This window comes from Hominibacterium faecale (assembly GCF_020734085.1).
Classification (GTDB): domain Bacteria; phylum Bacillota; class Clostridia; order Peptostreptococcales; family Anaerovoracaceae; genus Hominibacterium; species Hominibacterium faecale.
This window is the reverse complement of record NZ_JAJAGH010000018.1, coordinates 25,225-50,459: the sequence shown is the minus strand read 5'-3', so window position 1 is coordinate 50,459 and position 25,235 is coordinate 25,225. Positions and strand designations below refer to the sequence as shown.

Genomic DNA, 25,235 nt, shown 5'->3' with positions numbered 1-25,235 from the left:
TCATGTTCTCCTTTTCTTACTTTACTTTTGATGACTTGTCTGCAGCGTGGCCCCTGTAAGTTCTGGTTGGAGCAAATTCTCCAAGTCTGTGTCCTACCATATCTTCGGTGATATATACAGGTACGTGCTTTCTTCCATCATGCACTGCGATTGTGTGTCCCACCATCTGCGGGAATATCGTGGATGGTCTTGACCATGTTTTTATGACTTTCTTTTCGTTGGCTGCATTCATATCTTCGATAGCCTTAAGCAGTTTTCTGTTGACGAAAGGGCCTTTTTTCAGTGATCTACCCATTATCTATGCTCCTTCCTTATTTTTCATTTCTTCTCTTAACGATATACTTGTCGGAAGCCTTGTTCTTCTTTCTCGTCTTGTATCCGAGAGCAGGCTTGCCCCAAGGTGTAACCGGACTTACACGACCAATTCCAGCCTTACCTTCACCACCACCATGTGGGTGGTCGTTGGGGTTCATGACAGAACCGCGAACGGTAGGTCTGATACCCATGTGTCTTTTTCTTCCCGCTTTACCGATCTGGATGTTGGCGTGGTCTCCGTTACCAACTTCTCCGATGGTCGCTCTGCATTCCATTCTCACTTTTCTCACTTCGCCGGAAGGAAGTCTTACCTGAGCTTCTTTTCCTTCTTTGGCCATGAGCTGGGCTCCGTTACCTGCGGATCTTACCATCTGGCCGCCTTTGCCAGGCTTGAGCTCGATGTTGTGGATCACGGTACCTACCGGAATATTTGCCAGCGGAAGGGTGTTTCCTACTTTGATATCGGCTTCTGGGCCGGATTCAATCATATCGCCTACCATTAATTTTTCAGGAGCGATGATATATCTTTTTTCGCCGTCAGCATAGTTGATCAGGGCGATGTTGGCACTTCTGTTCGGATCGTATTCGATCGCTGCTACTGTTCCTGGAACACCATCTTTATTTCTCTTGAAATCGATGATTCTGTATTTGGGTCTGTATCCGCCGCCTCTGTGTCTTACGGTGATCTTGCCTCTGGAGTTTCTTCCAGCATGCTTTTTCAGTGTCACGGTAAGGGATTTTTCAGGGGCGTCCTTGGTGATTTCCTCAAAAGTAGAAACCGTCATTCCTCTTAAACCAGGAGTAGTCGGATTATATTTTTTGATTCCCATTCTTTCCTACCTCCTATATTATAAGCTCTGGAAGAATTCGATCTCTTTACTCTTATCTGTCAGAGTAACGATTGCCTTTTTGCTAGCGGCAGTCATTCCTACGCTTCTTCCCATTCTTTTCTGTTTGCCGACAACGTTCATAATGTTTACTTTTTTCACTTCCACATCGAAGATTTCTTCTACAGCGTGCTTAACCTGTGTCTTGTTCGCATCTACCGCAACCTTGAATGTGTATTTTTTGTTCTGCGCATCTTCCATACTTTTTTCAGAGATGACAGGTTTTAAAATTACATCGTAAGGCGTTTTCATTATGAGTACACCTCCTCAATCTTGTTAATCGCATCTTTTGTTACAATGAAGCTGGGGTGATTGATGATCTCGTATACGTTCATTGTGGATACCAGCTCTGTTCTAACTCCCGGAATATTGGCCGCAGAACGGATCACGTTCTCATCTTTTTCAGCCATAACGATCAGCGCTTTTTTACCAGCTTTGATATTTTCCAGAACTTTTACCATTTCTTTTGTCTTAGGAGCATCCAATTTCAGCTCGTCTAAAACGATGATTTCCTTTTCCTCTACCTTTGAGGAAAGCGCGGATTTCATTGCCAGTCTTCTCAGCTTCTTAGGCAGTGTATATCTGTAACTTCTTGGCTTTGGAGCAAATACTACTCCACCGCCTACCTGAGATGGGTCTGTGGTGCTTCCCTGTCTATGGCGTCCTGTTCCCTTCTGTCTGAAAGGCTTTCTTCCGCCGCCTCTTACTTCTGCTCTTGTCTTTGCGGACTGCGTTCCCTGTCTCTGGTTCGCCAAGTAATTTTTTACTACAGCGTGTACTGCGTTCTGGTTAGGCTCGATTCCGAAGATTTCATCGTTCAGTTCGATGGTTCCGGCTTCTGCTCCAGTCATGTTAAGCATCGTTACTTTTGCCATTTTACTTCCTCCTTCCTGAAGTCTTCTATTTGTCCTCGCCCTTTACTGCGTACTGAATGCGAACCAGGCCACCTTTGTTTCCCGGTACAGCACCTTTTACCAGCATCAGGTTTCTGTCTTCAATAACTTTTACTAATACGACATTCTGTACGGTCACAGTATCGCGTCCCATTCTTCCGGATTCTTTGTTTCCTTTGAAAACTCTTCCCGGATAGGATGCGCCGGCCTTGCCGCCCGGCAGTCTCTTATGCTTGGAGCCGTGGGTCATCGGGCCTCTATGGTGTCCGTGCCGTTTGATTTCGCCCTGGGTACCTTTACCTTTGGAGGTTCCGGTAATGTCCAGCTTCTTGCCTTCTTCAAAATCAGCTACGGTGATGACCTGTCCTACTTCATAAGCTTCGCCGTCTTCAATTATGAATTCCGCCAGGTGCTTCTTGACAGAAACGCCTGCTTTTTCAAAATGGCCTGTCATCGGCTTGTTGATTCTGTGGGCTTTCGCATCTTCGAACGCTACTTGAGCCGCGGCATAACCATCGTTTTCAACCGTTTTGATCTGTGTTACTGTTTCCGGACCTGCCTCGATCACTGTTACAGGAATCACTTCGCCTGCGTCAGTAAAGATCTGAGTCATTCCGACTTTCTTTCCTAAAATCGCTTTCATATTTTTCCTCCTAATTCTTACAGCGGATTGCTCTGGTTTGGAAGCCCTATCCCGATTTGCTGATGCAAATCGCCGAAGTTCTCCTGCAAGAAGCGCCCAAAACTTGCTTTTGGCTGCGCTTTACTGCTGGAAGCCCTGACCTGTATCTGCAACTCTTTCTTTTAGGCCGTCTTCCCTCTCATGCAATCTTACTAAGGGGAGTTCCCTTACATTTTTTGTGCTGCTGCAAAGCAGCTTTTGTTCTGTAAAAAGTTATCGCGCCGGCAGTAATCTACCGGAATGCAACGTTTTACAGCTTAATTTCAATGTCCACGCCGGCAGGCAGATCGAGCTTTGTCAGTGCGTCGGTCGTCTTAGCCGTAGCACTGGTGATGTCGATCAGTCTCTTATGTGTTCTCTGTTCGAACTGTTCTCTGGAGTCCTTGTATTTGTGGACCGCTCTTAAGATCGTGATGACCTCTTTTTCTGTCGGCAGCGGAATCGGGCCGGAAACTTCTGCGCCGGTCTTCTTTGCTGTTTCGACGATCTTGGCTGCGCTCTGATCCAGCAGTGCGTGGTCATAAGCCTTAAGCTTAATTCTGATTTTCTGTAATTCGCTCATTTCATCCTCCTAATTTTTTGTACTGTTTTCGCTATGCTCGTACAGGGGGTTCTGCTGCCCGCTTTTCAAGTGCGTGTACGAGGTCTTGCTTGCTTAGTACACGGCTCCGTGTGTTTCTTATTTTTTTACACAAAGCAAAAAGCCGGCGAATCCCTTCGCCCCCATCTGGTGGGGACAATTCTCGGTAGAAATTATCCTATAGCAAGGTAACTTCCTACTTCATCGCCTTACACAAGCTTTTGTAGTATATACCACATGATTGGAAATTGCAAGAGTTTTTGGTAAAAAAATTGATCTATTTTTTATGTTTTTTGGACAGGCAAAAGGCTGTGTTTCCAATGCATAAAAGAGATGTTTTCTGAACACGCATCCTGGTGTTCCTTTTTCGCTGCATTTCTAGTGTATCTTTTCTTAGTTTTAGCGATTTGCCTACAAGATATGGGATTTGGCGGATGCAGCGGACGATTGTTGGGAGGCAGCTTCTGCGAAATCTGGCGGCGGCTTGGGCAGTGCAGGTTGCCGCACGGGTTGCATGTTTTTTGTATGCTGGGTCATAGTTTTGGCAGAGCTTGATACGAGATGCTGGGATTGTTGAAGATGCGGGCTGACGATAGAGTTGAGGGAGAAATTGCTGCGTTTTTTTGAATTGAGGGGTGAGGCCTGTAGTATTGGGAGGGGGGCGGGAAGATAAGCGGCAGTTTTAAGAGGATTTATTGCGGGCGGGCTTTCCCGCTGCTTGGTGCCGGGTGCTTGATGTTTAGTACTTGGAAACGATCAGCATTAAATGGTTGCGGGACCAATCCTGATAGTTTTGGTGCGGCTTGGCTCTGGAAAGGCAGGCTGTAAACCAGAAACAGTCTGGTTTCCAATATTTCTTTCATGGTTTTTGATAGTAAGCCCTTTTCTGGCCCGCCGGCTCAGTTGGTTAAGGTTTGGTTTTTGAAAGGAATGGGGCCGTCTGTGAAATAATTAAGGATACGTCGCAGAATTTACGCATTTTTCAACGGTTATTCCCTCTCGAATTGGAGATGGGACAGGAAACTCCCTTTATTCTCAATATGACGCCCCACAAATCCACAGCTTTGCGTAAATAAATCAGATATTTCCAGAAAGTTTCTCCGGCTGCTCAATCCCGCTGCCCAACCAGGCTGGCCAGCCAAACCCGATAAAACACTATCACCTTGTTAAAGCAAAATGTACCCTTTGGAGAAGATTTGGAGTTCCGCTCCCAAGCTCACCGTATCATCATCGTTATTGACGCAGGCGATATCTCCTCGCCGCTCCGACAGCTGCTTTGCGGTCAAATCCTTTTTATGCAGAACGTCTGACCAATACGGCACCAGGCTGCTATGGGCTCTCCCGGTAACCGGATCTTCATTAATGCCTGCATTAGGCGCAAAAAATCGCGAAACAAAATCGCAGCCAAATCCGCCGCCGCGGGCCGTAACAATGATGCCGAATACGTCATCCTCCAGTCCCGCCTCTTCTTTCACCAGCTTCAACTTCTCAAAATCCGGCTCGAGCGCTGCCACTTCTTCCGGTGAATCAAAGACCAGAAAAAAATCATTGGCTTTCAATGTCTGAAAATTGTCCGTACCAAACGCCGAAGCAAAAGACTTGTAACATCCTGTCGGACTGGGTTTTCTTTTGGGCAGCGTTAGCCAGAAGCGCTCTTGGGCTTTGGCAACTGAAAGAACGCCCGATAAGGTGTTGAACCGGATCGCATCCGCATTCACGCCTGCTTGCTCATACAAAACATATCCGGATGCCAAGGTCGCATGGCCGCACAATTCCACTTCCACTTTAGGTGTAAACCAACGCAGATCATAAACCGCGCCGGCATCGCTCCTTTTAATGAGAAATGCCGTCTCAGACAAATTAATCTCTGACGCAATTTTTTGCTGCAGTTTCGTGGAAATCGCCTCCTCTAAAAGGCAGACCGCCGCCGGATTACCGCCGAACTTATCATTTGTAAAAACGTCCACAATATAATATTCAATTTGCATAGGCTCCTCCCTTTCATTTAAACAAAACGCCTGCCCCGCACTCCGCTTCTAACAGCGGGCAGACGCGGACAGGCGTTCACTGGGCCGTAAGACTTTAATAGCCTAAGTGTTCATTAACCAATATAATATGTATCCTGTCCTTAATCGCGCTGGCTCTGGTAGTCACAGTATAGCAGCACATGGACTGTCCCAGGCAGTGGGCGCATTTTCCAGTTACTGCGCACGGTGTCATCAACCCCAAGCGAATGGCATTGGGCACGCAGGCCTCTGTCCGGATCCTGCCGACAGCAGCATCTTCATTTTCAACAATTTTATTAATTCCTGCCACTACAATGACTTTTTTAGGTCCAAAGCACATGGCCGCTACCCGGTTGCCCGTCTTGTCAATATTGACCAGCTCTCCATCCATAGTAACGGCATTGGTTCCAGTCAGATATACATCTGCCATAAACGCTTTGCGGCGGTTTTCCAGGGCTTCCTCCTTGGAAGGAGCTGTTCCGTCCAGCACGTTTTTCAATTCTTTTTTAATTCCCAGCTCATCCAGAGAAGCCGATCCGCCCCAAGAAACCAGGTCGCCCTCGCTGATCATGGACAAAATCTTATTCTTGGCATCCTCTGCGGTTTCACAATAGTAACCGCTCATGTTTCGAGTTTCTAGATTTTTAATAATGGCTTCGATCCGTTTTTTATTGGCTTCTTTTACGTGTTCATTCATTCCTGCATCCTCCTCTCACTCATCAGCGGATTTACCGCGCATTTACTTTCCAAGGCGATGGCCGCCGCCTTCATTCCGTATGCTGCAATCGCCTCTATATCCATGTTCTTTCTCGTTCCGTCCAGGATAGCCGCGGAAAAAGCATCGCCGGCCCCCTCTTCATTGGCAAAAGGCAGCACCTGCTCCGGCCGCAGAATTCCTTCCTTCATCCCTTCCTTATAATAGACACCGCCGCCGCTCATGGTGATAAATACACGTTTCACCCCCTGATCAGCAAACCATTTGCCAGCTTCCATCAACTGGTCTTCGCTGAAAATATCCAGGCCGCAGATAGCGGACGCTTCTCCTCGATTGGGCTTGATGGTATGGAAAGAGCCGATGAATTCTTTGACTTTTGTTGCGTCCTCTTCCGTATGCGGGTCGAAAAACAGCGGCACTTCTACCGTTTCTGCCAAATAGGTTAAAACGCCTTCGGACAAGGTTCCATCCACACACACGATCTCAGAATTATTGATCATGGGCAGCGCTTGATCGATCGCCTCAAGATCGATCAAGCCGTACGCGTCGATGTTCTCCACCCCAAATTCCAGATCGCCGACAATATCGAGAATTGAGATATTCATGGCAGTATTTTGTCCTTCAATCAAATGCAGCTGAGACGTATCCACCCCCAAGGCTTCCAGTTGCAACTTGGCCCCCCTGCCTACGATATCATTTCCCGCTGCGCCCACAAAAGCCGTAGCAGCACCCAGCCGTCCCAGGTTTTCCGCAATATTACGTCCTGTTCCGCCGTACGAAACGGAGATGGTTCCTCCATTCTGCTGGGCAGCCATCAGCTGCTCTTGTGCATTTGCTACAACATTTCCTTTAATTCCACCAATTACTGTAATTTCGCTCATTCAATATTTCTCCTTTTCCTATATGAATCATTCTACAAATATACTTCCGCCTATAAACTCTCTCAGGATCGAATTGTTGGGAATGATCGATTCCTCCTCAATGGCCTCGAAAAAGGTCAGAAACTTGAGCAGTCTCCGCGCGTCGCTGTATTCCGGCTCTGATCGATCGATTTCTTCCAATAGGGGCTGGGCATATTTTTTCAAAACAGCCAGCTCATAGGTCAATGCCGAATTAAACAGCACATCCGCCTCTCCATTAAATGGAAAAATATTTTTGTCCTCCCCCTTGCGTACCTTGGGCCAGTCAGCAATGGTCATCTTTGCAGAATGGCCTCTGAAAAGATGATCTCTGACCATTCGCCTCAGAATCCGGGCATCGGTAGTGGGAATCCGATTATGGCTGTCAATATTCAATTGGGTGAACGGACTGATATAAATGCGGAACTTTTCTTCCTCCGATATATATTTGGTCAGTTCTTTGTTGAGGGCATGAATCCCTTCTATGACAATAGGCTGATGGGGTTTGATCGACGTAATCCGTTTGCCGTAAAGCTTCGTTCCTTCAATGAAATCAAACGTAGGAAGGTCTACCTGCTTGCCGCAGAGCAGGCCATTCATGTTACTGTTGAACAGATCGATGTCAATGGCGGATAAATCTTCGTAGTTAGGTTCCCCATCTTCATCCAGCGGAGTGTCCTTCCGTTCTACAAAATAATCGTCCGTACCCATATACAGCGGATCCAGCCCGTTGACCTTAAGTTGTATGCACAGCCGTCTGGCAAAAGTAGTTTTCCCGGAAGATGACGGGCCTGCTATCAGTATGATGCGTTTTTTACCTCTTGTGATCTGGTCTGCAATCTCGGCCACCTTTTTCTCATGGAGTGCTTCCGAAAGCAAAATGATTTCTTTATATTCTCCGTCCCGAACCTTTTCGTTGAGATCGGCCAGATAAGAAATCTTTAAAAGCTTGTGCCATTTTTTCGCTTCACCAAACGCAGAGCAAAGCTTTTTCTCATCCACATACGGCGGAATGCGGTTGGGCTCAGAAGGATAGGGGAACCGGAGAATAACGCCGCGGCGATATTTTACCAGCTCAAAGAACTTGATATATCCGGTTGAAGGAACCATGGCTCCGTAAAAGAAATTTTTATAATTATCCAGGCAGTAGAACACGGGATGCTCAATCTCCGGGTGATTTTTTAAAATTCGAATCTTTTCTTCATAACCTCGTTCGGTCAGCAGCTTAATTGCCTGATCCCAGGATACAGATTCTTTTACAATAGGCCGGTTCTCTTTCACCAGCAGCTTCATCCGTCTTTCAATAGCACGCACTTGCGGTTCGGTTACGGCCCTGGCAGTTTTAATTTCTGTATAAAGTCCTTTGTTAAGAGAGTTCTGAATTTCCACAGGTATCTTTCCCAGCACATCCTCGATTGCTTTTAGATAAATCAAACACAGACTGTATTGATAAATCAGATTTGCAGCTTGCGTGCGCATGTCCAGAAACTCGATACTGCAGTCATGGTCAACAATCATGGTCAACTCTTCTATTTTATTATCCACCTTAGCAGCAAGAATTGTATAGGGCAGTTCTTTGCCCCAAGTGTCTTTTAATTCTTCTATGGGAACAGGTTTTTTTATTTCAATTTCACGTTCCGGCTCTTTTGGGCCTGTTTTTAATTTAATCTTCACGTGACTTCCTCCTTAAACGATTACTGATTAGTATATCATATTTTATGTAGAAATGGGCAAAATACCTATTGAAAGGGGTGAGTACTTTGAAAAAATTAGTTCTTGCGCTGATCATCATCGGCGCAATAAATTGGGGCTTGATTGGATTCTTTAACTTTAATCTGGTCACAGCAATCTTTGGGAACAGCCTGCTCTTTATCAGCAAAATCATTTTCGCTGTAGTTGGGCTCGCCGGACTTTATGCCATTTCATTCTTCTTTGATAGAAGTAAAAATTCCGTCTGATTACAGACGGAATTTTTACTGGTGCTAAGCAAGCGTTTAACAGTCACAGGACGGTTCACATACCGGTTCTCTTTCGCAGCATTCATCGCCGCATCCGACGATTCCTGGTTTGCAGAAGATCAGCACAAGGATCAAGAAGAAAAATAACAGAGCAGGCTCAATGCCTTCTTCGTTTTTGTTATAGCATCTCATATGGAAATACCTCCTAAAAAGTCTTTTTCTATCACTATATGCATTTCCCCCGATTATGTGTCTTTCCCTCATACCTGCCGGTCTTTGAGCAATTGAACAATCTTACGCATCTCATCCGGATGCAGTGTAATTCCCCTGGACATATGTTCATGCTCCGGATCCCAATCCCTTATATCATATTTTACGGGATTACCGTTCCATGATACCAGGTTCAGTTCTTTGTTCCAGCCGGTAGGATACGGCTTTATCACACCAATCTGTTCTTTGATCTCAAATACGATCTCGCTTCTTTCATTATCATGCATTTTCTATGTATCTCCTTTCCCAGAATGAATGCGGGCCCCTTTTTACCCGCATCCATATTATATTTTAATTTACATATTTTGTCAATCATAAATTGTATTTTTCTTCCAATTCTTTCAAGCTGCTGACCGGACTTTCGCATCGCTGCCCTCTGCAAAGGTAATAGGAAGCCTCTTTTTCCGGGATTGGGTATTGGCTTAGAAACGGGGCGATTGTGAGCATTTTTTTCCGGTTTTCTTCTGTAACCTGCAGAATCTTCACGTTACAGTTTTGAAAGCTTTGTGGAGGAAGCGCCGCCTGCGAAGTACAGATCAACTGGCTGGAGCTCTGTTCTTCTTCCATTTGCCAAAGAAAGAAGCTAAGCGCCGCAGGATGTCCTGCCGCTTTTCCCCTCATAAAGTCCCATTGTTTTTCCCGCGCCTGCCGCCAGCTGTCCTCGCCGGTATAAAAAGCCAGCTGGTCCATCACCAGGGCAGCAACAGAATTTCCCGACGGCATCGCACCGTCATATGCCTCTTTGGGGCGGATAATCAGCTGTTCGCTATCTTTACCGTACAGGTAGCAGCCGCCATTTTCCCAATCAAAGAACTGCTCCGTCATTCGCTTTCCAATCTGTATGGCACGTTCCAAATAGTCGGCTTCCAGGGTGCTCCGATAGCACTCCAGCAGGCCCCAGGCTATAAATGCATAGTCATCCAGTGTTCCTGCATGGGCGGCTTCTCCCTGGCGCCATCTTGCTTTTAAATATCCGTCCTGCTGCAGATTGTTCCAGATAAAACGTGCTCCCGCCTCTGCCAGCTCAAGGTACTGAGACTCATTCATCAATCTCGACGCTCTGCACAGCGCTGCGATCATCAAGCCGTTCCAACCCGTCAGCACTTTATCGTCCTTGTGCAGCCAGGTCCTCTTTTTCCGATATTCCAACAGTTTTTCCACCTGGTCTTTGGACGGCATCTGCTCATATTGGGCATCTTTAATCCGGTTGGGAATGCTTTTTCCCTCAAAATTACCGGCGGCCGTGATGTCGAATTGCCGGCAGAATGCGCCGCCATCCTCTTCGCCCAGCACTTGGATGATTTCGCCGGGAGTAAAAAGGTAGTATTTTCCCTCTTCACCTTCGCTGTCCGCGTCTTGTCCGCAATAAAAACCGCCTTCTTCATCCGTCAGCTCCCGCTCGATATATTGAACTGTCCGCTGGACGATCTCCTTATACAGTTGGTTTTCGGTCTTTTCATAACCTTTGGCATATGCCAGAATCAGCAGCGCATTGTCGTAGAGCATTTTTTCAAAATGGGGCGCCAGCCACCGTTCATCGGTTGAATAGCGGCTGAATCCGCCGCCGATGTGGTCGAACAGACCACCCCGATACATCTGGATCAGCGTCTTTTGGGCCATACCCAATTCTTCGCTTCCCCCTGTTTCCATCAGAAACAAAAGATTATGAGGCGAAGGGAATTTCGGCATGGGGCCAAATCCGCCCCATCGTGCATCAAAGGTCTGCTTGTAGTAGTCCCGGGCTTTTTCCATCAAGTCCTCGTCGTCTGCGCCTCCTGCTGCGGTCTCTTGTGCATGTTCTTTTATGAAGTTGGTTATTTTATGCCCTTCCAAGATCAGCTTGCTTTTGTTCTCCTGCCAGGTTTCCTGGATAAAGGTAAGCAGCTCGATCAGACCGGCCTGGCCGCGTTTTCCCCGTTTGGGGAAATACGTTCCTGCGAAGAACGGTTCTTTTTTTGGCGTCATGATAATGGTCAGGGGCCAGCCGCCGGATCCGGTCAGAGCCTGGCAGACGGCCATATATACCGCATCCACATCCGGACGCTCCTCCCGGTCCACTTTTATGGAAACGAAGCCATCGTTGAGAAGCTGGGCAACTTCCTGGTCTTCAAAGGATTCGTGGGCCATCACGTGGCACCAGTGACAGGTCGAATAGCCGATGGAAAGGAAGATCGGCTTGTCTTCTTGTTCTGCTTTTTGGAAGGCCTCTTCGCCCCACGGGTACCAGTTCACCGGGTTGTTTGCATGTTGGTGAAGATACGGGGACTTTTCGTTTATAAGTTTATTTTCCATGATGGGTACCACCTTTTTTGACATTTTGTATTAGTGTTTCCGAAGATGGTTTATTGATACCCGGTTTTGGGAGAATTAAAAATAGAGCCTGAAAGGCAAGCTCTATTTTTGAACTTCTTGTATTTTATTCTTTATTCAACTGATCTTCAAAGATTAAAGAAATCACTGATAGATGTATAAAAGATTACCATATACTTTTGGGTTTATTTGTAGTTTAATCATTTTTTAGCCTCTGCCATCTTTGCTTTTAATGTTTTCCTTCACTGTTTTAATGCGTTTCGCGATCATATTCATCGGCGATAAACTCTGCGCTCTCAGCCCACAAAAGGGATTCCATCTTTTTCAATGCGGCATATGTCTTTGATCCTAAAAAATCCTGATACATATCATCAAATTCTCTCCCTTCCCTTTCGGAAAGGATGCGAACAACATGCTCAATTTTCATGAGCACATCCAATGTGATATCTTGCCCTCGATAAATATATTTACCTTTCAATGGAGCGCCTCCCTTCCAACGTGAGATACGCAAGTGCACTTTCCGTATGAATGGAAACTTGATCATTTGCCTTGAAAAACTTTAATTGCTCTAAAGCCATATCCACAGTATAGATACCCTCAGTGCAATCGTTCTCATGGTGTTATCATTTGCAACAGGGCCGCAAACAATATCATACTCGTGTTGAACATTACCTTCCATTCGGTTTGCTTTTACCATGTTCAGCCACTCTTCACAGAGTCCCTGGTATATTTTTACTTTTAGATCATCTGGCATCTCTAAGGTAAATTCATAAATATACTGGCCTTCACCACCATAGCGGATATACATATTCTCTGCCCAATGTTCCGCCTGTTCTTGTAGTGTTGTCATATAAAATCCCCGCCCGAAATCTCGTTTGTCCCGTGATTTTGAAAGATCAACAACATCGAATTTTTGATTCGATCCGTGATATAATGTCAGTTTCTTCATCATTTGTTCCTCTTTATCACATCTTCGGCAAAAAAAACGCTTTCATCCAAATCCTGTGTATGGAGGACTTCATATTGAGAGCGCAGCAAATGCAAAAGATTAAATTTATGAAAGATTTCGAAGACGGTCTTTTCGTCCATACTGTGCTTACGAGCATAGCCCTCTACCGCAGCCACGACGATTAAATTTTCGTCCATTATGTTTTTAAACATCGCTGTTCTCCTTTCTTGATTCAAATATAGTATATCACAAATAATTCGTTTCGTTTAACTAAAAACACCATGCTTCTCAAACCATTTTTTAAGGACTAACGCATCAAGTTTTTTGTGTTGCAATATTTTTCTAATAGAGAACAATCGTGTTTACATCCATTTTTAGGAAATTTGCTGTCAAGAAAATCAAAGAGCGGAATATGCTGAAATTCATTTCGTTCATCATAATTTGTTTCATTCTATTCCCTCCAATTATTTTCACATTCAGTATTAATAGCTTTCTTACCATTCTATCCCAACCGCCACGGCCGCAGATTCCCGGAAAACTTCTGTAAAAATCTGCATTCTTTACGCAAAGTTGTGGGATTGCGGGGCCTCTGATCGAGAAAAGGCGCGGATGGTTGCTGAAAGCTCATTTCAAGAGGCTGCGGCCGTTGAAAACTGCGTAAATTTTGGATGATTTTTTTGCTTTTTTCCCGAAGAGCTTCTATGAGGGCCACACCAGATCAAGAAAAGGCGCCCCGCTCCAGTCGCGCTAAACCGCCCCGCCCGGGAGTCATCTCAGCCGCAGCCCCTCCCAGGACTGTAAACGAAAAGAAACCCAGCAAACCAGCCAGGTTTCTTCCCTAACCGTAATTATGTTTTATAGAGGCTTCACTTCCGTTTCCAGAGTGATGTCCAAGGCTTTCGCATAGTCCAGATACAGGTCGCATTCCTCATAGGTCAGCATATCGGAGGAAATGAGCCCGGTCTGGGTGTAGTCATCGTTTACAAACATCTTTGTAAAAAGGGAGCCGCACTGTCCGGTCAAATACATTTCGCCTGTGATGCCGGCTCTTTCAAAGGATTCCACACAGCCCGGAGCGTACAAGTAAGTTTCAACCATAACCTTCTTGCCGTCCTTGGTTCCGGTGGCTTCGATTACGAACGCGCCCTCATCCTTTACAAGGCCCTCGTCCAGGATTTCCTTGATTTCTTCCTTAAACTTTGGCGCAGGCGGCAAGTGGGATACAATGACATCAAATGGCACGAAGGTATGGCCCTTGTAAGTCTCTTCTTCTCTGGAAAGCAGGCCCGCCCGGTAGAGCGGAGTGGAAAAGTTGATTCCTACGCCGCCGTACTTAAAGTTAATATTCTTTGCTCCCTTGAAGTGGGTATCTTTGTTCAGTCCCATGTAAACCGTTTCGTCATGGGCGTGTTCCACCAGGGTCACCGGCGCGGCGCAGCCCTTGAAGTTTCTTGTTACCGGCAGGCTATGGGGCTCTGTTTCCACCAGAACGCCGTCTTTGAGGGCAAAAGTCGGGTCGATCATATCGGAAAGAGCCGTAAAGGGCGACCACCAGAATGGCAGGAAACGCTTGGCCTCCACGCCTTCGTAAACCATCATGAGAATGTCATCGCAAGTGTCCAGGTATCTCATGCAGCTTTTCGTCGCTACGCACATCATTCCGGGTGCGGAGCCGGTACCGATAATCGCCATCTTGCCGATCTCCGCGAAACGCTTTCCATAATCTTCATACATGATTTCTACGCATTTCGGCCACCAGGTATCCAAAACATCGGTGGCCGCAAAGTCCTGGTAGTTGGCTTTCACAGCGATTGCCGCCTCCAAAACATTTGGTGCAAAGGCGATGGGCAGCGCGTTTACGATCAGGTCCACGCCATCCGCCGCTTTGATGATGCTGTCGACGTCATTGGCATCCACGATCATGCCTTTTGCTTTGTTTAAAATTTTCACCAATTCGTCAACTGCTTTTTTGTCGTAGTCCGCACAGATGATTTCGCTTACATTGGGTTCCTCGTCCATTCTCTGCGCTACGGTCGAGCCTTGCGCTCCTGTTCCTAATACTAAAATCTTTTTCATGTTTATTCACTCCTTTTATTTCACCATATATGCATCATATACAATCGTCCATTCATCCTTGCACCCAAGCACCCCAAAACAGCAGGCGCCATTTATCCAGTCATATCTTTCGTCCCCGGTTTCAAACAGCAGATGCTGTCTAAAATAGTAGTCCGCCGGGTCCACATATTCGCCCCGCTCCATGGCTTCATCCTGTTCCGGTTTGATTACTGCTCTGCCAATGGTTGTCAGCGAAATCAGCGCGCCATCGTCCGTCTTCAGAAGATATCGCGTATCCACGCAATTCAAATAGTTTGGATACATCAGGTTCCAGTCCGCACCGAAATTCAGCACTTCTCCCGTTATCTTACCTTCAAATCTTCCGCCGGCGATCGGGCAGATCACCAGATCTCCCCGCCCCACATCCCCGATTTCATATAGATTCTGATGCAGATCCACTTCAATATAAAACAGATGCTCCAGCTCCGCTTTGGGCAGTTTCATTCTATTTTTCATACCATCTTTCCTTTCTATTATATAAGCTTATATACATCCAGACAAATATTTCCGTCATCCGTGATAGCAGAAATGCCGACAGCGACAATCTCGTTCATCCAGCGATATGGATCGGCCCCTGTTGTAAAGCTGATGCTCTGCCTGAAATAGTAATCCTCTTCCGCTAAAAGCCCTTCATCTGATTTCTGCATGTCCTCCAGACTCATAATCAGCCGTCCCCTGCAATGAACAGAAATATATGCTCCGTCATCCGTTTTAAGGAGGTATTTGGTGTCCAGGTTGTTTACCGTATCGTCATAAAGCAGGCCCCAGTCGCCGCCGAAACTCATAATTTCTCCATGGATGCTCCCTTCAAAGCTGCCGCCAGTGACCGCTACAATCTCCTGATAGCCTCCGCCAATGTTTCCAAGGGGATACACATCGCCAAGCAGCACTTCGGCCCGAAACAGCTTTTCAAATTTGGGAGCAGGCAAAGGATACTTTTTCATTTCCATAGCTATAACTCCCCCCTGACCACATTTCCTTCAAAGATAACAACCTCAGCCTTTATGTTATGTATGTCCTCTGCGGGTGTCTCAAATAGATTGCCCGATAGAATACATAGATTCGCCATTTTACCCATTTCCAGACTTCCCGTTTTATCCGCGATACCCATTCCCTTTGCATTATTTATGGTATAACCTTTCAGCAGGTCTTCCAGCGACAGACACTCATCGGCCGGCTCTCTGACCGGACTCTCCGGGCCCACCTCTTTTCTCGTATGACCTACTTGAATTCCCACAAGCGGCTCTGCTTCAGGAAGACTTTCCTCATCGACCACATCTGCCGAAAAGTTTACAGTTGCCCCTGATTTTATCACTTCATTAAAGGAATACATGCTATTGTATCGTCTTTCGCCAAGATATTTTTTTGCACCGTCTCCAAAGGCTCCGCCTGCCCAGATTGGTGTGAAATTAATATATACGCCCAGCTTTGCGGCACGTTTTCTGTCGTCAGGATGTATGAGCTCGCAATGGAGCAAGGTTACGCGGATGGTAAAATCCCTGCCTTTTTTTCGTTCCTGCTCCTGCGCGCGTTCTACAGCATTAAGGGCTGTTCGGAAAGAGCGGTCGCCGACCAGATGGATCTGGATACTCAGGCTTTCTTGGTTCAGCCGCTCAAATACCTGGGTAAGTTCCTCCTCCGACATATTGATCTTGCCAAAATTATTGGGGTCATTGACAAAAGGCTCTAGCACAGCCCCTGTCCCCAATTCATTGGTTCCGTCCAGGAAATACTTGATACTGTCGACCCGAATAAAATCATCGTTATACTTGGCCGCCCATTCCTTGGCCGTTTTGATCGTTTCTTCAAGATCCGAAAAACTGGCCATCAATGGCATCGTATGGTAATAATGATTCAGCCTGCCCTGATTCTCAAGAGCCTTAACGCCTGCAAAGACATCCTCTGAATCAGAAAACCCGTCATGGAGCCCGCAGATGCCATAGTCTGTCATTTTTTCAAACACCCTGCTCAAGATTTCCGGGTCTGATTCTGACGGCGGGTACCAATTGAGTTTTTCAAACATTTTTTCAATGTCATGTCGGAACTCAAATGCGCGCTCCTGAATGATGCCGTTTGGGATATTTCCTTCAAACCTTTCATAATTGCAGGATGTGGAAGGGTCGTATTCCACCGTCTCATCCACTTCCATCAGCTCCAGCATCTTGCTGTTCACCAGGCACCGGTGAAAATTCATATCGCAGAGCAGCACAGGCCGGTCTGAAATATACTGATCCATAAAATACCGGTCCGCATAACTTACATCCATGAGATAGGTCGGGCAGGAATAGGCATATATGTACGGCGCCTCCTCTTTTGGATGTTCCAATGCGTATTCCTTAACGACTTCCATGACCGCATCGATGGAGCCGTATTCCTTCTTTTCTAGCAGAAGGCACCATAGGGTTTTCGCTGTGGCGGCCACATGGGTATGGCTGTCAAGAAATGCAGGAATCATCATCTTCCCTTGCGCATCCACTTCAGCGAAATCTTCATCGGCATTGAGGTCCTCATAAGCTCCCACATATTCGATGCGCTTATCCTTGATCGCAATGCAATCCGCCCATGGATGTTTTTCATCTGCTGTCCATATCCTGGAATTTTTTATTATGTATTTCTTCATTTTGCTTTCTCCCAAATGATTTACAGAATTTCACCTTTCAAAATACGATGGGTGATTTTCGTGAATTCAAGTTCCATTTCGTCTGTTTTCTCCAAATCGCAATAGCTTTCAACCTTTCATCGGACCACTGGGAAGACCCTCTGTAATCCTGCTGCAATCCGTGAACCCTTAAAATCTCTTTTTCAAAGGGTTCATTCATATAAAACCCAAACAGGCCGTCGTCGCAAAAGAACTTGATGGTTTCAATTTTAAAGTCATCGCCCACATCATATTTGCCTTTTTCCGCGATCATCCGGTCAAACTGGCTGTCATCTTTTCCCGGATCTGCCAGCCATGCGGTCCGCACCCTTATTTTCAATTCCCCTGCTTTTGCAAGCTGTTGATAGGCAGCCATGGCATTTTTACTGGCATATGCGTCGAAGATCCCCATGATTCCGTTGGGCAGCGCATGCTGGTCCTGGAAGGCCAGCAGACCTTCCTTGTATTCTTCAACAGAGAAGTCCGCCAGCTCCAAATGGTCAAACACAATGTTTATGGCCTGCATTTCCCGAAAAAGTCCGGTGGGGTTCCCGTCCGAATCCCGTTTCATGCCGCCTGAAGGGTCTTCCGTATCCTGTGTTATTCCGGCCCTTTCCAGCACTTTACTATTGACCAGCAGATAATGATGGTCATAGGACCTCATGGTTAACGGCCTATCTTCGCATATTTTATCAAGATCTTTGCAGGTCGGCTCGCCTTCCGGGTCCTGCTGAAACTCCGCAGGGTTCCAGCCAACGATCCGGATGATCGGGGCGTCCGGTTTCGAGTCGCAATACGCCTTGATTTCCGTCACCATTCGATCAATGTATTCCTGCCTGCCTTCCCCTTCATGTCTTTCAAAACCATACATCAGTTTTGTTTTAAAGAGTTCCGTACAGGAGGACGCATGCAGATGAGCGTCGATAAATACGGGGATCACGCTGTTTCTCTCTGCGTCAAGGATCGTTGCGCCCTTATCTTCATAATCCTTCATGTCTTTTTCAGTGCCGACTTTGATGATTTTCCCCTCACCGATCGCAATGCAATCGGCTTTTTCCGCGGAAAACACCCTGCCGTTTTTTATAATAATATCTGCTTTCATTTTCCTGATCTCTTTCTCCAGTTATTCTGCTGCATACTTGTTCATTTTCGAGGTTGCCGCAGCTCTCATGATTGCCGCGATCAGCAATACCGCCGCCATGATCAGCCATGGGATTTTATAGCCGCCTGTTGCGTCAAACAGCAATCCCACAACTGTTGCGCCGAAGATTCCGCCTACGGCGATCAGCATATTCATGTAGCTGATAAATTTTTGGATTGCTTTTTCTCCGCATATGTAGGCGATAATCAGAGGTGAAACCGTATTGACCGCAGGCACGCCAAAGGCGTAAAGAAGAATCGCAGGATACATCAGGCCCGGGATGGTTCCCACCATGGCATAGCCCAATACGCCGACGGCGAACAAAAGGCATGTTGCTACGGCGCCGAACTGAACGCCAAACCGGTCCGTTGCCCAGCCGATGATGATGTTGGTGCCGATGAGGGCAATGGAAATTAGTGATGAAATAAAGGTCGCGATTGCCGGAGACTGTCCTGACATTATGAGGGTCGGGATACCGTGCTGCAGCATGGAGCTGGATGCTAATGTAACGAATAAACATGAAAGGAGCGCAATCCATACAGCGGATTTTTTAAGCCCTTCTCTTGCGGTGTATCCGGCAGTCGCATCCGGGTCCACCGGTCCTGCCTCAACCGCCTCCTCTTCATCTCCCATTCTTGCTACGCCTTTATCGGCCGGGCTCCAGACTGCCAGCTTTGCCATCAGAGGCAGGCAGATCAGCACGCCGACCGCACAGAAAACATATCCGCCTCTCCAGCCGTTTCCTAAGATCACATAGTTTAAAAGATTAATAACCGGCATACCGATCAAGGAAACCCCTGCAATATAAAAGCTCATTGCTTTTCCTCTTACCTTTGGCCCAAACCAATTACTGACTAAAATCGTGCAAGGTGTCATGGTGCATGCGCCGAAGCAAACTCCCATTGGGATGGAAAATAAATAGAAGTGCCAGATCTGCGTGCTGAAGGCGAACCCCACAAAGGACAAAGCACCCAAGGCTCCTGTTATGAGCATGATCTTTTTCATGTTTCCTTTGTTCAGCTTTCTGGATATAAAATACAGTGTAATAATATTGGCGATCGATAAAATGGAAATGTAGAAGGAAAATGCCCCCACAGGGATTCCCAGCTCCGTCGTAACCGGCAATAGAAATACGCCCGATGTGGAAATAATTCCGTTATAAATTAGAGTTCCGACGATTGCAGACATGATGAGAATATACCAGCCAAAGTATACTTTCCCGTTCTCATCCCTCAGCTTCATTTTGTTGTTCATCTTGTTACCTCCTTAATTTTCGAGCAGCTTTGCTTTGTATTATTATCCTACTATTCTGACTTTAAGGTAACAACCGGCATTTCTTGTTACAATTCAATAATTTTATATAAGATTTGACGGCATTTAACTTTTTTTATATACTAACAGTATACTGATAGGAGGGCGCTATGCGTAAAATCAACAAAATTTTGGACTTAAAACAACAATTGCCTGATTACAGGAACGGTTCGGTGGTTTCCATCGACATCTGCAAAATCAGGCATACTTCCGTACACTACCACGCCGATGCTGTTGAGCTTGTTTACTGTCTTGACGGCCAAGTCGATATCCATTGCAACCATGAATTTATCACGCTCAAAAAGGGCCAAATGTTCACCATTGATTTTGAAGATGTCCATTGCCTCTATTCCAGCTGCGATAATTTAATTGTTATGCTTCATATCAATCTGAAAAAAGTTTACATTCCCTGGTCCTACCTCCAGTTTGTTTATTTCGCATGTGAGGACAGCACTTGCAAGCCCTACCAGCAGGCTCCGCTGCAGCAAATTAAAAATCTTATTTTGTCAATCGCTTATCTGCACAGCAAAAAGGGCGCTCTCTCGGAAAAAGAATGCGCCGCTGCTGCCAATAAAATCATATCGATTCTTTTGAATTATTTTGATTGGTTCAATTACATTAACATCTATCCCAACAGCAATGACGAAATAAGGGAACGGTTTCAGGCGATTTCCTCTTATTGTCAAACCAATTTCAGACGTAAAGTGACGATTTCCGAACTGGCGAAAACCGTGCATATCAATGAAAACTATCTCTCCCAATTCATAAAAAAATCACCGTATGGCAGCTTCAGTAATATGATTGGCTACATGCGTTGTTTCGCCGCCCAGTCTCTGCTTTTAACTACGGATCTGTCCGTGATCGACATATCCAACCGCTGCGGCTTTTCAGACGACAAATATTTTTACAAACATTTTAAGCTGGCCTGGGGCCAGACGCCCAGCCAGTACCGTAAGTGGTTTCAGAACTATATTAAAGTCAAGGATGAAATCATCGCCATATCCAAGGAAGAGGCACATAGAATCATTGAGCCTTATGCTGCGGAGTATTTTTCGAAGCTTATGCTGGAAGTGGGAGCATAGCAAGCGCACGGATTCCATCGTGTCAACGCGCCAGTGTCAGAAAAATAGGTTGTTGAATGCTCTGCAGATACCTCATTTCTTTTGTGCAGGAATGTGCAGCCTCTTATCCAATTGTACCGCAAATATACACGCAACAACCGAGGCGCACAAATCCGCAAGAGGCTGGGCCCAGATGAGCCCCTGGATCCCCAAAAGAAGCGGCAATGCAATAATCAGAGGGAAGAAAAAGATTCCCTGCCTGCCCAGACTGAGAATACTGCCTGCCAAACTCTTACCGGCAGAAAGATACAAGGATGCATATACCATTTGCAGCCCAAATGTGATAAACAGAGCCCCATTCGCCCGCAAAGCCTGTATTCCCAGATCGATCATCGCCGGATCACTTCCGAAAAAACGGATGATTGGCTCAGCAAAAAAGATACAAACCATCGCCTGGATCACACAAAAGCAAGTCGCACCCCACAGACAAAGCCGGGTTGCATTCTTTAATCGTTCGTACTGCTTGGCTCCGTAGTTGAATCCAGCAAAAGGTTGATACCCTTTCATAAAACCGAAGACCACATAGCTTCCGACAGTCATGGTTCTGGTAACCGCTCCCATCGCTGCCACCGCATAGTCCCCATAGCTTTTCGCAGCGATATTGGTCAAGCCTAAAGATGCACTCGTAAAGAGCTGATAGGCCAGCACCGGCACCCCAATTTTGAGAATCTGGCTGTAAATGTCTTTCCTAGGTGAAAACAGCATTAAAGAAATTTGCAGTACACCTTTTCCTTTTGCTAAAAAACTGATGTAAAACGCTGCATTGAAACACAAAGACAAAATCGTGGCAATTGCAGCTCCTTCAATTCCCAAATGCAAACCGTAGATGAAAATCGGATCCAGTATGACATTGGCCAGGCTGCCGCTGGCCATAGCGATCATTGTATATTTTGCAGCGCCTTGGGCAGTCAATAAGTTGTTCATCGTGACAGTAAAAATATTTAAAATCGAACCTGTGACATAAATCTTTGCATATGCATGTGCATACGGAAGAATCGTACCAGTAGCCCCCAGTCCTGTCAGTACCGGATCCAAAAACAGCAAAATCAGGATAATGGAAATACCGCCGAAAAGCAGGCCAGACAGCAATGCTGTTGATGCTGTTTTTCCCGCCTGCACATAATCCCGACTTCCCAAAAGCCTGGATATATAGGAGGAAGCTCCAGCTCCAAACATCATTCCCAGTCCGATGATAAGCTGGACAATGGGAAAAACAACTGAAACGGCACCCATTTGCGCAATACCCAGTCCGGCCACAAAGTATGCGTCTATCGCATTGTAAAGTGCCGATATCAGCATACCCGTCATGGTTGGTATTCCCAGTTTCAATAGTGCTTTCGGCACACGCTCGGTCTTTAGAACACTTACTTTTTCTTCATTTCTTGTCATCATAAAATTTCCTCCTGTTTACTGCAGAATTACCATTTAATGGAAAGTTCTCTGCATTTAATATTAAACAATCGTTCAATATTGTTCAATAAAAAAAGGCACCTTCCTAGATGCCGATTCCTTGTAAGTATGCAGTTATTAATTTATTCAAAAGTTTCATTGCCCATTCTTCTCCTTTGTAATGGTACATAATCTGCAAAAGTCCGTCCACAAAATTACTGGCGATAATATGTATATACACTGGGTCATAATCCGAAATCTGCTCCTTATGCAAATTGAGATGGTTTTCGATCTCCTCGATCAGACGTTCTTTTTCCTCTTCATACTTGGTATTCCTGCATTTGTCCATCATAATGATGAATGCCTGTCTATCATGCAGCAGCGTCTGAAGGCAGTTCCGTTCTTCTCTGCTGAGCCAGTCAGCTCCTCCGCCCTCATGATACTGATTCCCTGAAGTGAGGACCTTTTTCCAGTCGTAGATAACCGGCTGCAAAACCGCTTGGAGAAGCGCATCTTTACTGGAATAGTAAGAATAGATCAAACCAGCTGGAATGCTTGCTTTTTCAGCAATCTTACGCATCGTTGCCTTAGAAAATCCTTTTTCGTAAAACTCTTCCTCCGCCGCCTTTCGAATTTTTTCCCTTATCTCATCTTTCAGTACCTGTGGCATATATTCCGCCTTTCAATATTGAACTCATGTTTAATATTATATCCTTTTCGCTTTCTTGTCAATACCCCCGTTTGACATTCGCCCCCCCCCGAATACTCCATAGCTGCCCCCAGCACAACCCGCAACCGCCAGCCAGTACCGAGATAGCCTAGCCGTCCATCGCCCACTCAAATCCTGCGTTTTGGCTATAATGCTCTAATATAACTTGTCCGTCTTTGCGAACCTCATAGAAAACGGCGCAGGAAGGGCTTTCGTGGATGATACGACCCATGCTCCCCCCCTGGGGCGCCTTCAACGGATGGGCAGCTTCCTCGATCAGACGAACCGCCAGCTGCAATCCGCCCTGGGATATCTGAATTTCTTCCTTGGTCACTTTTATCAGCTTTACTCCCAGATAAGTTGCAAGCCGGTATTCCTTCCCATTGAGATAGATAAAACCAACGCAGCCCGTAAATGATCGCCCGGCAAACGGGATCTTCGCAATGGAAAGCATGATGCTCCCTGTTTCCCAATAGCATTGGGTCCAAAGATATTCGGAGGGAAAGGAGCTTCCACGATCCCCCTCAATATAACCCAGGCCCTGCTGAAAACGATATCGTTTTCCATCAATGGAAAGTTGGCCGCTTACCTTATGGTGGAGACTGATTACCTTATGGCGGCATTCCATGAAGGGCACTAAGGCAAAGGGTCCCATGATATCGTACCTTGGCTTTTTTCTTTCTTCAAAGTTCAAAATGCCAGTTACAGAATGCTCCCCGGCTTTGGCATCTAAACGACAGCCCGATTTGGAGAATCTACACATGCCGATCTCAACCAGAAAACGGCTCTGCGCTGCGTGAAAGTCCTGGTTGCTGAACTCCAGTCCAAACGAAGCCTCCTGAGTGATGATCTGCATAGAGGCCCACCGGTTCCCCGCTTCATCGATATGAAACGCGGGGATAAACGCTGCGGTACCGTCTTCTCCAGTTTGCTTGAAATACCATCCTTCAAAATAAGCGCTTCGCTTTCCGGTTCCATGAAAGTGACTCATCGCTTCTCTCCTTTTTGTATCAAGCGGGTTTGAGCCGGTCCGGCAAGCAGCTTTCCGTCTTTATCGAAGCGGGAGCCGTGGCATTGGCATTCCCACGTCTTTTCAAAAGGATTCCAGTCGAGACGGCATCCCAAATGAGGGCATTTGGGAGATGCTCCCGCCCAGGCCATAAAGAGGTTCTTGCTGGTGATGGCCCCATCCCGGAGCATAGAAAAGGGCTCCTTGGACCATTTGAATCTGCGCGGGCTGAAGATGCTTTCTTTCTCATCCCGCTGGTCCAAAATTTCTTCTGTCAGAAGCCTGGCTGCTGCCATTGAATGGGTCATTCCCCATTTATTAAATCCCGTTGCCACATACCAGCCGGGCGTGCGGCGGGAAAACCTGCCGATAAAGGGAACCTGGTCGGCTGTCATACAGTCCTGAGCTGACCAACATGCTGCTGGCCGGCAGCCAGGCCAAAATTCTTTTGATGCGGCTAGCAGCTTCTCATACGGATCCTCCTCAGGCATGTCCCCAGTTCTATGATTGCCGCCGCCGATGATCAGGCGATCCTGCTCACTGCGGAAGGACCAGCCTGCGTCTTGATCGATTCCATAATACATTCCTTCCAGGGGTTGGGCGTTTTCCAGGGCCGCCGCGTAGCTTCGCTCTTGATGCATGCGCATGAAATAGTATCCCGGCCGATTGATAAAGGGGTAATGGGATGCAAATACAATCGTCTGCGCCAGCACGCCGCCCCTGGGAGTAAAAATCCGGTTTCCTTCCACTTTCAGGACCGGCGTCCGCTCGTAAATCTCCAGGCCCCGGCTGACAGCAGTAAGAAATTTGAGCGGATGAAACTGGGCTTGATCAGAAAACTCCAATGCTCCTGCAATCTCAATGGGCAGTTCTGTGTCGCCTTTGACTTTGCATTTAATACCCAGGGACCTGGCGGCTCTTTCCTCCTGACGCAAAATTTCCCGCTGCTTTATCGTATACAAAAACGAAGGCAATCGTTTAAAATCGCAATCGATCTTTTCTTTTTGTACAATCTGCTCATAGTCCTCGATCGCCTGCTGATTGCGGCGCGCGTATTCACCCGCCCCATCTTTTCCGAACCAGGATAATAATTTGTGATACACGGCTCCATGCTGGATGGTAATTTTAGCGGTTGTGTTTTCCGTCTGTCCGCTTCCAATTCGGTCCGCCTCCAGGACCGCCACATCCATGCCTCTGCTTTGAAGAAAGTAGGCGGTCAGGATTCCGGCCAAACCGCCTCCGATGACCACGGCTTCCCGCTTCATAGTCCGTGACAGCCGAGGATATTCGATTGGTCTCATTTGTTCCTGCCAAATTGATTTTCCCTTATTCATAATT

Annotated in this window: 28 protein-coding genes; 2 read left to right on the top strand and 26 right to left on the bottom strand. The window is 46.5% G+C overall.

Going from position 1 to position 25,235, the window contains the following annotated elements:
* Window positions 1-16: 16 nt before the first annotated feature.
* The 10 genes from rpsS to LG211_RS18805 all read right to left on the bottom strand — a co-directional run bounded on the left by rpsS (window position 17) and on the right by LG211_RS18805 (window position 8,651).
* On the bottom strand, window positions 17-295 hold the full coding sequence (rpsS, locus tag LG211_RS18850) for a 30S ribosomal protein S19 (protein WP_148396178.1): 279 nt from the start codon (window positions 293-295) through the stop codon (window positions 17-19).
* A gap of 16 nt (window positions 296-311) precedes the next feature.
* Window positions 312-1,145 (bottom strand): 50S ribosomal protein L2, encoded by an 834-nt coding sequence (gene rplB, locus LG211_RS18845; protein WP_148396177.1) that lies wholly within the window; start codon window positions 1,143-1,145, stop codon window positions 312-314.
* An 18-nt stretch (window positions 1,146-1,163) separates the two neighbouring features.
* Window positions 1,164-1,454 carry a 50S ribosomal protein L23 gene (rplW, locus tag LG211_RS18840; RefSeq protein WP_148396176.1) on the bottom strand — a complete coding sequence of 97 codons (291 nt, stop codon included), beginning with the start codon at window positions 1,452-1,454 and terminating at the stop codon, window positions 1,164-1,166.
* Window positions 1,454-2,077 carry a 50S ribosomal protein L4 gene (rplD, locus tag LG211_RS18835; protein ID WP_148396175.1) on the bottom strand — a complete coding sequence of 208 codons (624 nt, stop codon included), beginning with the start codon at window positions 2,075-2,077 and terminating at the stop codon, window positions 1,454-1,456. Before rplD ends, rplW begins: the two co-directional genes overlap by 1 nt.
* Window positions 2,078-2,102: 25 nt before the next feature.
* Window positions 2,103-2,738 carry a 50S ribosomal protein L3 gene (gene rplC / locus LG211_RS18830; RefSeq protein WP_148396174.1) on the bottom strand — a complete coding sequence of 212 codons (636 nt, stop codon included), beginning with the start codon at window positions 2,736-2,738 and terminating at the stop codon, window positions 2,103-2,105.
* Between the two features lie 289 nt (window positions 2,739-3,027).
* The gene (rpsJ, locus tag LG211_RS18825) at window positions 3,028-3,339 is read right to left on the bottom strand and encodes a 30S ribosomal protein S10 (protein ID WP_148396173.1); all 312 of its coding nucleotides are present in this window, start codon (window positions 3,337-3,339) and stop codon (window positions 3,028-3,030) included.
* Between the two features lie 1,184 nt (window positions 3,340-4,523).
* Window positions 4,524-5,345, bottom strand: a complete 822-nt coding sequence (locus tag LG211_RS18820) for a PhzF family phenazine biosynthesis protein (protein WP_269478197.1) — start codon at window positions 5,343-5,345, stop codon at window positions 4,524-4,526.
* A 94-nt stretch (window positions 5,346-5,439) separates the two neighbouring features.
* Window positions 5,440-6,060, bottom strand: coding sequence for a lactate utilization protein (locus LG211_RS18815; RefSeq protein WP_148396171.1), 621 nt, complete (start codon window positions 6,058-6,060; stop codon window positions 5,440-5,442).
* Window positions 6,057-6,959 carry a PfkB family carbohydrate kinase gene (locus LG211_RS18810; RefSeq protein ID WP_269478196.1) on the bottom strand — a complete coding sequence of 301 codons (903 nt, stop codon included), beginning with the start codon at window positions 6,957-6,959 and terminating at the stop codon, window positions 6,057-6,059. The genes LG211_RS18815 and LG211_RS18810 overlap by 4 nt, the downstream gene beginning before the upstream one ends.
* A 27-nt stretch (window positions 6,960-6,986) precedes the next feature.
* Complete coding sequence (locus LG211_RS18805) at window positions 6,987-8,651, bottom strand: nucleoside kinase (RefSeq protein WP_148396169.1); 1,665 nt, start codon at window positions 8,649-8,651, stop codon at window positions 6,987-6,989.
* Window positions 8,652-8,737: 86 nt separating this feature from the next.
* On the opposite strand from LG211_RS18805, the gene LG211_RS18800 reads away from it, so the two are divergent.
* Entirely contained in the window at window positions 8,738-8,935 is a 198-nt protein-coding gene (locus LG211_RS18800) for a DUF378 domain-containing protein (RefSeq protein ID WP_265333498.1), read from the top strand.
* Window positions 8,936-8,971: 36 nt separating this feature from the next.
* Here the strand turns inward: LG211_RS18800 and LG211_RS18795 are convergent, their stop codons facing one another.
* From LG211_RS18795 to LG211_RS18740, 12 genes are all read right to left on the bottom strand, one after another.
* The gene (locus LG211_RS18795; RefSeq protein ID WP_227755590.1) at window positions 8,972-9,127 is read right to left on the bottom strand and encodes a hypothetical protein; all 156 of its coding nucleotides are present in this window, start codon (window positions 9,125-9,127) and stop codon (window positions 8,972-8,974) included.
* A 68-nt stretch (window positions 9,128-9,195) separates the two neighbouring features.
* Window positions 9,196-9,432: a YdbC family protein gene (locus tag LG211_RS18790; protein WP_148396167.1), complete on the bottom strand. Its 237-nt coding sequence runs from the start codon at window positions 9,430-9,432 to the stop codon at window positions 9,196-9,198.
* Between the two features lie 85 nt (window positions 9,433-9,517).
* The gene (locus LG211_RS18785) at window positions 9,518-11,497 is read right to left on the bottom strand and encodes a thioredoxin domain-containing protein (protein WP_269478195.1); all 1,980 of its coding nucleotides are present in this window, start codon (window positions 11,495-11,497) and stop codon (window positions 9,518-9,520) included.
* A 268-nt stretch (window positions 11,498-11,765) separates the two neighbouring features.
* Complete coding sequence (locus tag LG211_RS18780) at window positions 11,766-11,993, bottom strand: hypothetical protein (protein WP_148396165.1); 228 nt, start codon at window positions 11,991-11,993, stop codon at window positions 11,766-11,768.
* Window positions 11,994-12,083: 90 nt separating this feature from the next.
* Window positions 12,084-12,467 (bottom strand): DUF3990 domain-containing protein, encoded by a 384-nt coding sequence (locus LG211_RS18775; protein ID WP_269478194.1) that lies wholly within the window; start codon window positions 12,465-12,467, stop codon window positions 12,084-12,086.
* On the bottom strand, window positions 12,464-12,676 hold the full coding sequence (locus tag LG211_RS18770) for a DUF3791 domain-containing protein (protein WP_148396164.1): 213 nt from the start codon (window positions 12,674-12,676) through the stop codon (window positions 12,464-12,466). The genes LG211_RS18775 and LG211_RS18770 overlap by 4 nt, the downstream gene beginning before the upstream one ends.
* 643 nt (window positions 12,677-13,319) lie before the next feature.
* Window positions 13,320-14,540: a saccharopine dehydrogenase family protein gene (locus LG211_RS18765; RefSeq protein ID WP_269478193.1), complete on the bottom strand. Its 1,221-nt coding sequence runs from the start codon at window positions 14,538-14,540 to the stop codon at window positions 13,320-13,322.
* A gap of 15 nt (window positions 14,541-14,555) precedes the next feature.
* The gene (locus tag LG211_RS18760; protein WP_253020359.1) at window positions 14,556-15,035 is read right to left on the bottom strand and encodes a DUF3237 domain-containing protein; all 480 of its coding nucleotides are present in this window, start codon (window positions 15,033-15,035) and stop codon (window positions 14,556-14,558) included.
* A gap of 17 nt (window positions 15,036-15,052) precedes the next feature.
* The gene (locus LG211_RS18755; protein WP_253020360.1) at window positions 15,053-15,529 is read right to left on the bottom strand and encodes a DUF3237 domain-containing protein; all 477 of its coding nucleotides are present in this window, start codon (window positions 15,527-15,529) and stop codon (window positions 15,053-15,055) included.
* A gap of 2 nt (window positions 15,530-15,531) precedes the next feature.
* Window positions 15,532-17,199: an amidohydrolase gene (locus LG211_RS18750; protein WP_269478192.1), complete on the bottom strand. Its 1,668-nt coding sequence runs from the start codon at window positions 17,197-17,199 to the stop codon at window positions 15,532-15,534.
* A 37-nt stretch (window positions 17,200-17,236) separates the two neighbouring features.
* The gene (locus LG211_RS18745) at window positions 17,237-18,319 is read right to left on the bottom strand and encodes an amidohydrolase family protein (RefSeq protein WP_269478191.1); all 1,083 of its coding nucleotides are present in this window, start codon (window positions 18,317-18,319) and stop codon (window positions 17,237-17,239) included.
* A gap of 21 nt (window positions 18,320-18,340) precedes the next feature.
* Window positions 18,341-19,612, bottom strand: coding sequence for an MFS transporter (locus LG211_RS18740; RefSeq protein WP_269478190.1), 1,272 nt, complete (start codon window positions 19,610-19,612; stop codon window positions 18,341-18,343).
* Between the two features lie 167 nt (window positions 19,613-19,779).
* On the opposite strand from LG211_RS18740, the gene LG211_RS18735 reads away from it, so the two are divergent.
* Window positions 19,780-20,751 carry an AraC family transcriptional regulator gene (locus LG211_RS18735; RefSeq protein WP_253020365.1) on the top strand — a complete coding sequence of 324 codons (972 nt, stop codon included), beginning with the start codon at window positions 19,780-19,782 and terminating at the stop codon, window positions 20,749-20,751.
* A gap of 72 nt (window positions 20,752-20,823) precedes the next feature.
* Here LG211_RS18735 and LG211_RS18730 read toward each other — a convergent pair whose 3' ends face one another.
* From LG211_RS18730 to LG211_RS18715, 4 genes are all read right to left on the bottom strand, one after another.
* Window positions 20,824-22,182 carry an MATE family efflux transporter gene (locus LG211_RS18730; RefSeq protein ID WP_269478189.1) on the bottom strand — a complete coding sequence of 453 codons (1,359 nt, stop codon included), beginning with the start codon at window positions 22,180-22,182 and terminating at the stop codon, window positions 20,824-20,826.
* A 103-nt stretch (window positions 22,183-22,285) separates the two neighbouring features.
* Window positions 22,286-22,849: a TetR/AcrR family transcriptional regulator gene (locus LG211_RS18725; protein WP_269478188.1), complete on the bottom strand. Its 564-nt coding sequence runs from the start codon at window positions 22,847-22,849 to the stop codon at window positions 22,286-22,288.
* A 148-nt stretch (window positions 22,850-22,997) separates the two neighbouring features.
* A complete protein-coding gene (locus LG211_RS18720) occupies window positions 22,998-23,879 on the bottom strand; it encodes a tocopherol cyclase family protein (RefSeq protein WP_269478187.1) in 882 nt (293 codons plus the stop codon).
* Entirely contained in the window at window positions 23,876-25,198 is a 1,323-nt protein-coding gene (locus LG211_RS18715) for an FAD-dependent oxidoreductase (RefSeq protein WP_269478186.1), read from the bottom strand. The genes LG211_RS18720 and LG211_RS18715 overlap by 4 nt, the downstream gene beginning before the upstream one ends.
* Between the last annotated feature and the right edge of the window lie 37 nt (window positions 25,199-25,235).

Excerpts from the sequence above, each read along its gene's own strand:
- rpsS (WP_148396178.1), bottom strand. The coding sequence starts at position 295 with ATGGGTAGATCACTGAAAAAAGGCCCTTTCGTCAACAGAAAACTGCTT.
- rplB (WP_148396177.1), bottom strand. The coding sequence starts at position 1,145 with ATGGGAATCAAAAAATATAATCCGACTACTCCTGGTTTAAGAGGAATG.
- rplW (WP_148396176.1), bottom strand. The coding sequence starts at position 1,454 with ATGAAAACGCCTTACGATGTAATTTTAAAACCTGTCATCTCTGAAAAA.
- rplD (WP_148396175.1), bottom strand. The coding sequence starts at position 2,077 with ATGGCAAAAGTAACGATGCTTAACATGACTGGAGCAGAAGCCGGAACC.
- rplC (WP_148396174.1), bottom strand. The coding sequence starts at position 2,738 with ATGAAAGCGATTTTAGGAAAGAAAGTCGGAATGACTCAGATCTTTACT.
- rpsJ (WP_148396173.1), bottom strand. The coding sequence starts at position 3,339 with ATGAGCGAATTACAGAAAATCAGAATTAAGCTTAAGGCTTATGACCAC.
- LG211_RS18820 (WP_269478197.1), bottom strand. The coding sequence starts at position 5,345 with ATGCAAATTGAATATTATATTGTGGACGTTTTTACAAATGATAAGTTC.
- LG211_RS18815 (WP_148396171.1), bottom strand. The coding sequence starts at position 6,060 with ATGAATGAACACGTAAAAGAAGCCAATAAAAAACGGATCGAAGCCATT.
- LG211_RS18810 (WP_269478196.1), bottom strand. The coding sequence starts at position 6,959 with ATGAGCGAAATTACAGTAATTGGTGGAATTAAAGGAAATGTTGTAGCA.
- LG211_RS18795 (WP_227755590.1), bottom strand. The coding sequence starts at position 9,127 with ATGAGATGCTATAACAAAAACGAAGAAGGCATTGAGCCTGCTCTGTTA.
- LG211_RS18790 (WP_148396167.1), bottom strand. The coding sequence starts at position 9,432 with ATGCATGATAATGAAAGAAGCGAGATCGTATTTGAGATCAAAGAACAG.
- LG211_RS18785 (WP_269478195.1), bottom strand. The coding sequence starts at position 11,497 with ATGGAAAATAAACTTATAAACGAAAAGTCCCCGTATCTTCACCAACAT.
- LG211_RS18775 (WP_269478194.1), bottom strand. The coding sequence starts at position 12,467 with ATGATGAAGAAACTGACATTATATCACGGATCGAATCAAAAATTCGAT.
- LG211_RS18770 (WP_148396164.1), bottom strand. The coding sequence starts at position 12,676 with ATGTTTAAAAACATAATGGACGAAAATTTAATCGTCGTGGCTGCGGTA.
- LG211_RS18765 (WP_269478193.1), bottom strand. The coding sequence starts at position 14,540 with ATGAAAAAGATTTTAGTATTAGGAACAGGAGCGCAAGGCTCGACCGTA.
- LG211_RS18760 (WP_253020359.1), bottom strand. The coding sequence starts at position 15,035 with ATGAAAAATAGAATGAAACTGCCCAAAGCGGAGCTGGAGCATCTGTTT.
- LG211_RS18755 (WP_253020360.1), bottom strand. The coding sequence starts at position 15,529 with ATGGAAATGAAAAAGTATCCTTTGCCTGCTCCCAAATTTGAAAAGCTG.
- LG211_RS18750 (WP_269478192.1), bottom strand. The coding sequence starts at position 17,199 with ATGAAGAAATACATAATAAAAAATTCCAGGATATGGACAGCAGATGAA.
- LG211_RS18745 (WP_269478191.1), bottom strand. The coding sequence starts at position 18,319 with ATGAAAGCAGATATTATTATAAAAAACGGCAGGGTGTTTTCCGCGGAA.
- LG211_RS18740 (WP_269478190.1), bottom strand. The coding sequence starts at position 19,612 with ATGAACAACAAAATGAAGCTGAGGGATGAGAACGGGAAAGTATACTTT.
- LG211_RS18735 (WP_253020365.1), top strand. The coding sequence starts at position 19,780 with ATGCGTAAAATCAACAAAATTTTGGACTTAAAACAACAATTGCCTGAT.
- LG211_RS18730 (WP_269478189.1), bottom strand. The coding sequence starts at position 22,182 with ATGATGACAAGAAATGAAGAAAAAGTAAGTGTTCTAAAGACCGAGCGT.
- LG211_RS18725 (WP_269478188.1), bottom strand. The coding sequence starts at position 22,849 with ATGCCACAGGTACTGAAAGATGAGATAAGGGAAAAAATTCGAAAGGCG.
- LG211_RS18720 (WP_269478187.1), bottom strand. The coding sequence starts at position 23,879 with ATGAGTCACTTTCATGGAACCGGAAAGCGAAGCGCTTATTTTGAAGGA.
- LG211_RS18715 (WP_269478186.1), bottom strand. The coding sequence starts at position 25,198 with ATGAGACCAATCGAATATCCTCGGCTGTCACGGACTATGAAGCGGGAA.